This window comes from Pantoea sp. R102 (genome assembly GCF_004916815.1).
Lineage (GTDB): Bacteria > Pseudomonadota > Gammaproteobacteria > Enterobacterales > Enterobacteriaceae > Pantoea > Pantoea dispersa.
Genome location: NZ_SDFT01000247.1, coordinates 1 through 7,316, shown reverse-complemented (window position 1 = coordinate 7,316; position 7,316 = coordinate 1). Strand labels below are relative to the sequence as shown.

Below are 7,316 nucleotides of genomic sequence, written 5' to 3'. Positions count from 1 at the left end.
TCAAGCGCGCGGCGGCGATCGGCCGCGTGTACGAGGATCTTCGCCAGCATCGGATCGTAAAACGGTGAAACTTCCATGCCGCTCTCTACACTGCTGTCGATGCGCAGCGTAGCGTGATCGAGCGCCGTCGGGAACTGCACGTGGCTGAGCAGTCCGGCGCTTGGTTGAAACTGCTTCGCCGGATCCTCAGCGTACAGCCGCACCTGAATGGCATGGCCCTGCGCCACCGGTTGCAGCGTCGCCAGCGGCGGCAGGCGCTGCTGCGCCAGTTCGACCATCCAGCGCACCAGATCCACGCCGTACACCAGTTCAGTGACGCCATGCTCAACCTGCAGGCGGGTATTCACCTCCAGGAACCAGAATTGCTGGCTGACCTCATCATAGACATACTCCACCGTCCCGGCGCTGCGATAGTTAACCGCGCGCGCCAGCCGTACGGCGGTGGCCTGCAACTGCGCGCGCACCGCATCGCTGAGCCGCGGCGCGGGGGTCTCCTCCAGCACCTTCTGATTACGGCGCTGCGCCGAGCAGTCGCGTTCGCCCAGCGCAATCACGTTGCCGTGGCCATCGCCAAAAATCTGTACTTCGATATGGCGCGCCCGGGCAATAAATTTCTCTAAGAAGACGCCATCGTCGGCGAAGTTGTTACCAGCCAGACGCTTCACGCGGGTAAAGGCGTCTTCCAGCTCGTCCGCGCTGTTGCAGCGCTGCATGCCGATGCCGCCCCCGCCGGCGGTGCTTTTCAGCATCACCGGATAGCCAATCTGTTGCGCGGCAGCCTGAGCCTGCTGCAATGAGGTCAGCAGGCCGCTGCCCGGCAGCAGCGGCACCGCGTTCTGCTCAGCCAGTTCACGTGCGCGATGTTTCAGGCCAAACGCCAGCATCTGCGCCGCGTCCGGTCCGAGAAAATGCAGGCCCGCCGCTTCGCAGCGCGTGACGAACTCCGGTTTTTCACTGAGAAAGCCATAGCCCGGATGCAGCGCCTGTGCGCCGCTCTGCGCGGCAATCGCCAGCAGTTTGTCCTGGTTGAGGTAAGTGTCGCGCACCTGGCCCTCGCCCAGCGACCAGGCTTCGTCGGCCAGCCGCACGTGGCGCGCGTGGCGATCGGCTTCGGCATAGACGGCAATCGCCCGGATATTCATGGCCTGCAGGGTACGGATAATGCGCACGGCAATCGCGCCACGGTTGGCAATCAATACGCGATCAATCATGACTGAATACTCTTATTGCGGCAGGTCGTCCTGCACCAGCTGTGACGGCGTATAACGGGTCGTCCCGTTGCGTCAGAGAATCACCACACGCTGACGGCAATCGGCGTTGGGTTGTAACCGTTACAGGGATTGTTGAGCTGCGGACAGTTGGAGATCAGCACCAGAATGTTCATCTGCGCCACCATCTCAACATATTTACCCGGCGCGGAGATGCCATCGGCAAACGTCAGGCCGCCGTCGTGGGTCACCGGCACATTCATGAAGAAGTTAATGTTGTGCGTGATATCGCGGCGCGTCAGGCCAGACTCCGGATGCGCGGCGACCGCCAGCATCCAGCTGTCACGGCAGGAGTGCATGTGGCGCTTTTCGAGGTCATAACGCACCGTATTACTCTCGCACGAGCAGGCGCCGCCGAGCGTATCGTGACGGCCACAGGTATCGGCGGTGATGGTCAGCATCGGCCGATCAAGATTAGAACGCAGCACGCTGCCGGCCGTGAGAAACACGTTGTGCTGGCCGCGCAGCGTCTCGCTCATGCTGTAGCGCTCGGCGGTATCGTCGGCGTTGAAAAACAGCGTATCCGCCGCCTGATTGCCTTCCAGATCGGTAATGCGCAGCGTTTCTCCGGCGGCAATGCGCTGCAGCCAGTAATCACCGGCGTCGATCTGCTGCTGCAGACGCGCCTGCGCCGGGTTTCGTTCACTCTCTTTAATCATCACACTTCTCCCTGCAGTTGATAAAGGGCGTTATTACGCAGGCCGCGCTGGTTTTCCGCGCGCTGCAGACAGATTTCCGGCAGCGGCGCGCGCTGCGCATCCAGCGTCAGCTGCAGCGGCTGACGCGGATAATCGCTTGCCGGGCTGAGCGGGTGCGGACAGGTGTGCAGCAGCACCAGCGTGTCCATGGCGAAACGCAGCCGAACCTGCGCGCCGGCTTCGCCCTGCCGTTCCAGCGTTAAGCGCCCGCTGTCATCGGCGCGCACCTGCGCAAACAGGTTGAGGCTGGCCGCCATGTCGCGCTGGCCAAGGCCATATTTCGCCAGCTCGACGAGGAAGCTGTCGTAGCCGTTTTGATGGCGCAGGTTGCGCGCCTGCTGATAGTCGCTGACCCCATAGCGCGCGGCCGTTTGTGCCGCGTTCAGCGTGCCGCACACACTCTCGTGCCAGCCGAAACTGTCGTGTTCAATGCCGCAGAAAATGCGCCCCATGTCCGAGTAGAGACAGTGGCCGGCGGTGAGCCGGAAAGTGTGCTGGCACTTGAGCGTGTCCGGCGCGTTGTAGCGCTCCAGCAGGTTTTCCGGGTTATAAAACAACAGGCTGGCGCTGGCGCCGCCCTCCACATCGGTCAGCGTCAGCGCGCTGCCGCTGCGCATGACAAAAGACCAGTGCGCCCCGGCGGGCAGCAGGGTTTGGTATGGCTGCATCGTGCTCTCCTTTAAGCCACCTGCGTTGCGGACAGCACTTCAGCGGCGGGCTGAGTGCGATCCAGCGGCAGGTCGTAAGTGATAGTGGCGCCCCAGGCTTGCGGCGCGTGCGGATCGTGGCGCAGTTTGTCGAACACCAGCAGGCGTGACGCGAGGCTGAAGCCCTCTTTCAGATCGTGGGTGATCATGAAAATGGTCAGCTGATGCTGCTGCCACAGCTGGGTGATCAGCTGATGCATCTCGCTGCGAATACCGGGATCGAGCGCGCCAAAAGGTTCATCCAGCAGCAGAATGCGCGGCTGTTTCATCAGCGCCTGCGCCAGGGCCAGACGCTGCTGCATGCCGCCCGACAGCTGATGCGGATATTTGCTCTGCGCCTGTTCCAGTCCGACCTGCGCCAGCATTGCCTGCGCGCGCTGGCGAATCGCCAGACGTTTGCGCCCCCAGACGCGTCCCAGCCAGCGTGCGCTGCTGAACTCGTCGGCCAGCATCACGTTGCCGAGCACCGTCAGATGCGGAAACACCGAGTAGCGCTGAAACACCACGCCGCGATGGGCGTCCGGCTCGTCGGGAATCGGTGCGCCATCCAGCAGCAGCTCGCCTTTGGTCGGCGCTTCGGTGCCGAGCAGCATATTCAGAAACGTGGTTTTGCCGCAGCCGGAGGCGCCGACAATCGCCACGAACTCGCCGCGCTCGACCTGTATATTCAGCCGCTCCAGCACCACCTGATCGCCGTAGTGTTTTTCCAGATTTTTCAATTGCAGTAAGGGCATCGCGCATTCCTTATTTGGCGTGATACCACGGCCAGCAGCGTCGGCTGACGAGCCGCAGCAGCAGGTCGAGGGCAAAGGCCAGCAGGGTGATCCATGCCACGTACGGCAGAATCACATCCATGGCCAGATAGCGGCGCATCAGGAAGATGCGATAACCGAGGCCTTCCGTGGCCGCAATCGCTTCGGCAGCAATCAGGAACAGCCACGCCGAACAGAGCGACAGCCGCACCGCATCGCACAGGCGCGGCATCAGCTGCGGCAGAATCACCCGCCACAGAATCTGTGCGCTATGCGCACCCAGCGTCTGCGCTTTGACCAGCTGCTCCTGCGGGATTTTCTGTACCTGCAGCTGCAGATCGCGTGCGATCAGCGGCGTGATGCCGATAACGATCAGCACCACTTTGGAGACTTCGCCAAGGCCAAAGCAGATAAACAGAATCGGCAGAATCGCCAGCGGCGGCACCAGCGCAAACAGCGTCACCAGCGGCGCCAGCACCGCGCGCACCACCGGCAGCGCGCCGGTGAACAGGCCAATTGCCAGCGCCAGCAGCGCGCTGATAGCAACGCCGCTCAGCAAACGCAGCAGGCTGGCGGCGGTATCGCTCCACAGCAGATACTCGCCGGTGCGCGGGCTGGGCTGAAACGCCATCCGGCTGATGGCCTCGCCCATGGCGTTGAATCCCGGCAGCAGTTTGTCTGCCGCGTTCAGGCTGAGGCGCGCATCCGACGCGAACAGATACACCAGCAGCACCGCCAGCAGCGGCAGAATGCCAAGCAGCAGGCGGCCGAGCGGCAGCGGTTGGTAGTTGATCAATTTACGCATCGGCAGCGCCTCGCTTACAGCTGACCGGCGGCGGCCAGTTTGGTGAAGGTGTCGGTAAAGCGCAGTTTGATGTTGCCGGCATCGCCCCAGTTACCGGCCGGGGTCGCGACCCCTACCGCATCGGCCCCCGGCGCGCCTTCGCCCAGCAGGCCGTGTTTAAAGGAGAATTCGGCCACCAGCTGCATCGTGGCTTTTAACTGTGGGCTGTCGACAAAATCCAGCGTGGTTTTGGCATCGCTGAACAGGTGTGTCGCGGCAAGCTGCTGATCAAAACCGGCCAGATCGGTACCAGATGCCTGCGCCATCTGCGTGCGCGCCGCTTTGGCACTGTCGCTCTGTCCGGCCATGCTGTGCAGCGTCTCGTACCAGGCGCCGGTCAGCGCTTTGCCGAGCTGAGGATATTTGTTGAGCGTGGCGGTGTTAACTACCAGCAGGTCGAGGATTTCGCCCGGGATCTGCGCCGAGGAGAACACCAGATGGCTGTCCGGCTGCTTCTCTGCTTCCGCCAGCAGCGGATTCCACGTGACGATGGCGTTAACGTCAGCGGTACCAAATGCCGCCACCAGATCGGCATCGGCGGTGTTAACCACCCTGACGTCTTTCTCGCTCATGCCGGATTTCTCCAGCGCGCGCGCCAGCAGATAGTGTGAGACCGAGAGTTCGACGAGGTTGATGGGTTTGCCTTTCAGCGCGCTGACGCTGTCCGCGCCTTTAAGCAGAATGCCGTCGTTACCGTTGGAGTAGTCGCCGACAATCAGCGCGGTGCTGTCGACGCCGCCAGTGGCCGGAATGGTCAGCGCATCCATATTGGTCATGGTGCAGCCGTCAAAGCCACCTGCGGTGTACTGATTGACCGACTCGATATAGTCGTTAACCTGCACAAACTGAATATCGATGCCGTACTTATCGGCCCACTTTTTCACGATGCCGCTTTGCTGGGCGTAATCCCACGGCATCCAGCCAGCGTAGATGGACCAGCAAAGCTTAAAGGAAGGTTTAGCGGCGGCCAGCGACGGAACGCTGAACAGGGCGACGCTGCAAATCAGCAGCAGGCGCAGACAGGCTTTAATCATGATGATTCCTCTGGCGTTAACGGACGAAAATCAGGCAGGAGGCGGCGAGCAACGTTCTCGCTTTCCTCCCGGGCTTTTTTCCCGCCGTGTAACCGTCAGAGGACGGTCGGTCACTCTCGGACCAGCATCTCGCGATCGGAACCCTAGTGACCCATTGCAAATTGTGTGGCGACGTCGGTTGCCCGCGATCGCTCCTGCATCTGCCAGAAAGCAGGCAATATCAATGCCAGGTTGCTATCAGCCTGAATTACATGCGTTATTGCACAGCGCTGCGCTCGCAGGCAGGCTGCGCTGCACAGTTGTGCAGCAGGCACGCACCAGCGTGAAGCACTGCAGACCAGCCGTTGTACAGCCGGGGCCATTGCACTATTCTTTAGGACCTTTCCCAGCGAATCGAATTTAGCCATCGTCACAACAGGAGTTGAATTATGGCGTCAGGAATTTCCCGCATCTGGATGCGTAGCGGCATGCTGCTGACCGGCGTGCTACTTGTGCTGCAGCTTACCGCCTGCGGCGATAAAGAGGGCGATCAGCGCAAAGCCTTTACTGATTTTCTGCAAAACACCGTGATGCGCAGCGGTGAACATCTGCCCAGCCTGAGCGAAAACCAGAAGCAAACCTTCGGTAATTACGCCAGTGATTACGCCATCCTGTATGGCTTCTCGCAGCAGGTGAATCAGGCGGTGGATCAGGGCATGCGCCCGGTGGTTGATGAGCTGGCGGCTATTCGCGTGCCGCAGGATTACCTGACACGCCGCGACAGCCTGCGCCAGGCGAGCGGCAATCTGAGCGTGCTGACGCAGCAGATTCAGAGCGCCAAAATGCAGGCCGACAGCAGCAAAGCCACGCTGAAGCAGCCGGACGATCTGAAGAAAGTGTACGACAGCGTGTACGCTAAAGTGGTGACTCAGCCAGCCAGCACGCTGATTCCGCTGCTGCCGCAGCTGCAGGCGCTGAGCCAGTCGGCAGTTCAGGCCGGCGATTATCTGCAGTCGCAGGGCGCGCGCGTCAGCTTCAATGACGGCGGCGTTCAGTTCCCGACGCAGGAGCAGGCCACGCAGTACAACACGCTGATGAGCAATCTTGCCAGCAACACGCAGGCGCTGACGCAGGCACAAAATGCCGTACAGGGCGGTTTGCAGTAAGCCGTTCAGCGGGCAGTTCTCCCCTGCCCGCTTTTTCAGATTTTCGTCACTTCCTTACATCGCCTTTTTCTGTCAGCACAGAGTGTGATCTGGCGCATTTTCAACCAAAAATAGTTTGTGATCTCAATCACATTTGTGAAACAAACCGGCCCAGGTGAAAGGTGATTTTTGTCACATTTCTACCGCTGTTGCGCGCATTTTTTCGTCAGCGTTGCTTTCTTACAGGGTATTTTTGTGATCAAAGTCACCTTTAATCCCCCTGCCCACCCCAATTTAGCGTGATATACATCACACTTTTTCCTGACGCTACGCAGTGTAATCAACTAGTGCTAGAGTCCGCGTGCATACAGTAATGCCACGGCCCCCGCCGTAACGTCTTAACAAAAACAAACGCGCTCTCTTATTGCAGCGCGTCTCAATAAGGGGTGGGTTTATGTCCTCATCAGTCAAGGTCAAGGTTCAGAGCTTTGGTCGCTTTCTGAGTAATATGGTGATGCCAAACATCGGTGCGTTTATCGCCTGGGGTATCATCACAGCACTGTTCATTCCAACCGGATGGATTCCTAACGAAACGCTGGCCAAGCTGGTCGGCCCGATGATTACCTACCTGCTGCCGTTGCTCATCGGCTTCACCGGTGGTCGTCTGGTGGGTGGCGATCGCGGCGGCGTGGTGGGTGCCATCACCACCATGGGCGTGATCGTCGGTGCCGATATGCCGATGTTCCTTGGCTCGATGATTGCCGGTCCGCTGGGCGGCTGGGCGATCAAGTCGTTTGACCGCGCGGTTGACGGCAAAATCAAAAGCGGCTTCGAGATGCTGGTCAACAACTTCTCGGCCGGTATTATCGGTATGCTGCTGGCGCTGCTG

Annotated in this window: 8 protein-coding genes and 1 riboswitch; of the genes, 2 read left to right on the top strand and 6 right to left on the bottom strand. The window is 60.4% G+C overall.

Annotation, left to right across the window (positions count from 1 at the left end; genetic code table 11):
* The 6 genes from ERD80_RS20940 to ERD80_RS20915 form a co-directional block, all read right to left on the bottom strand.
* A partial coding sequence (locus tag ERD80_RS20940) for a biotin carboxylase N-terminal domain-containing protein (protein WP_136548402.1) occupies positions 1 to 1,211 on the bottom strand: 1,211 nt, incomplete at its 3' end.
* 80 nt (positions 1,212 to 1,291) lie between these two features.
* Positions 1,292 to 1,927 carry an urea amidolyase associated protein UAAP2 gene (locus tag ERD80_RS20935; protein WP_021507029.1) on the bottom strand — a complete coding sequence of 212 codons (636 nt, stop codon included), beginning with the start codon at positions 1,925 to 1,927 and terminating at the stop codon, positions 1,292 to 1,294.
* Positions 1,927 to 2,634, bottom strand: a complete 708-nt coding sequence (locus ERD80_RS20930; RefSeq protein WP_136548400.1) for an urea amidolyase associated protein UAAP1 — start codon at positions 2,632 to 2,634, stop codon at positions 1,927 to 1,929. The genes ERD80_RS20935 and ERD80_RS20930 overlap by 1 nt, the downstream gene beginning before the upstream one ends.
* Positions 2,635 to 2,645: 11 nt before the next feature.
* Positions 2,646 to 3,407: an ABC transporter ATP-binding protein gene (locus ERD80_RS20925; protein ID WP_136548398.1), complete on the bottom strand. Its 762-nt coding sequence runs from the start codon at positions 3,405 to 3,407 to the stop codon at positions 2,646 to 2,648.
* Between the two features lie 10 nt (positions 3,408 to 3,417).
* Positions 3,418 to 4,230: an ABC transporter permease subunit gene (locus ERD80_RS20920; RefSeq protein ID WP_058771035.1), complete on the bottom strand. Its 813-nt coding sequence runs from the start codon at positions 4,228 to 4,230 to the stop codon at positions 3,418 to 3,420.
* A gap of 14 nt (positions 4,231 to 4,244) precedes the next feature.
* Positions 4,245 to 5,303 (bottom strand): putative urea ABC transporter substrate-binding protein, encoded by a 1,059-nt coding sequence (locus ERD80_RS20915; protein WP_058758070.1) that lies wholly within the window; start codon positions 5,301 to 5,303, stop codon positions 4,245 to 4,247.
* A 63-nt stretch (positions 5,304 to 5,366) separates the two neighbouring features.
* A riboswitch (guanidine-I (ykkC/yxkD leader) is annotated at positions 5,367 to 5,461 on the bottom strand.
* A gap of 270 nt (positions 5,462 to 5,731) precedes the next feature.
* Between ERD80_RS20915 and ERD80_RS20910 the strand changes: the two genes are divergently transcribed.
* Together ERD80_RS20910 and ERD80_RS20905 are read left to right on the top strand one after the other, a co-directional pair.
* Positions 5,732 to 6,448 carry a DUF3053 domain-containing protein gene (locus ERD80_RS20910; RefSeq protein ID WP_010616539.1) on the top strand — a complete coding sequence of 239 codons (717 nt, stop codon included), beginning with the start codon at positions 5,732 to 5,734 and terminating at the stop codon, positions 6,446 to 6,448.
* A gap of 433 nt (positions 6,449 to 6,881) precedes the next feature.
* Positions 6,882 to 7,316, top strand: a 435-nt coding sequence (locus ERD80_RS20905) for a PTS transporter subunit EIIC (RefSeq protein WP_168926305.1), incomplete at its 3' end; no start/stop codon positions are given.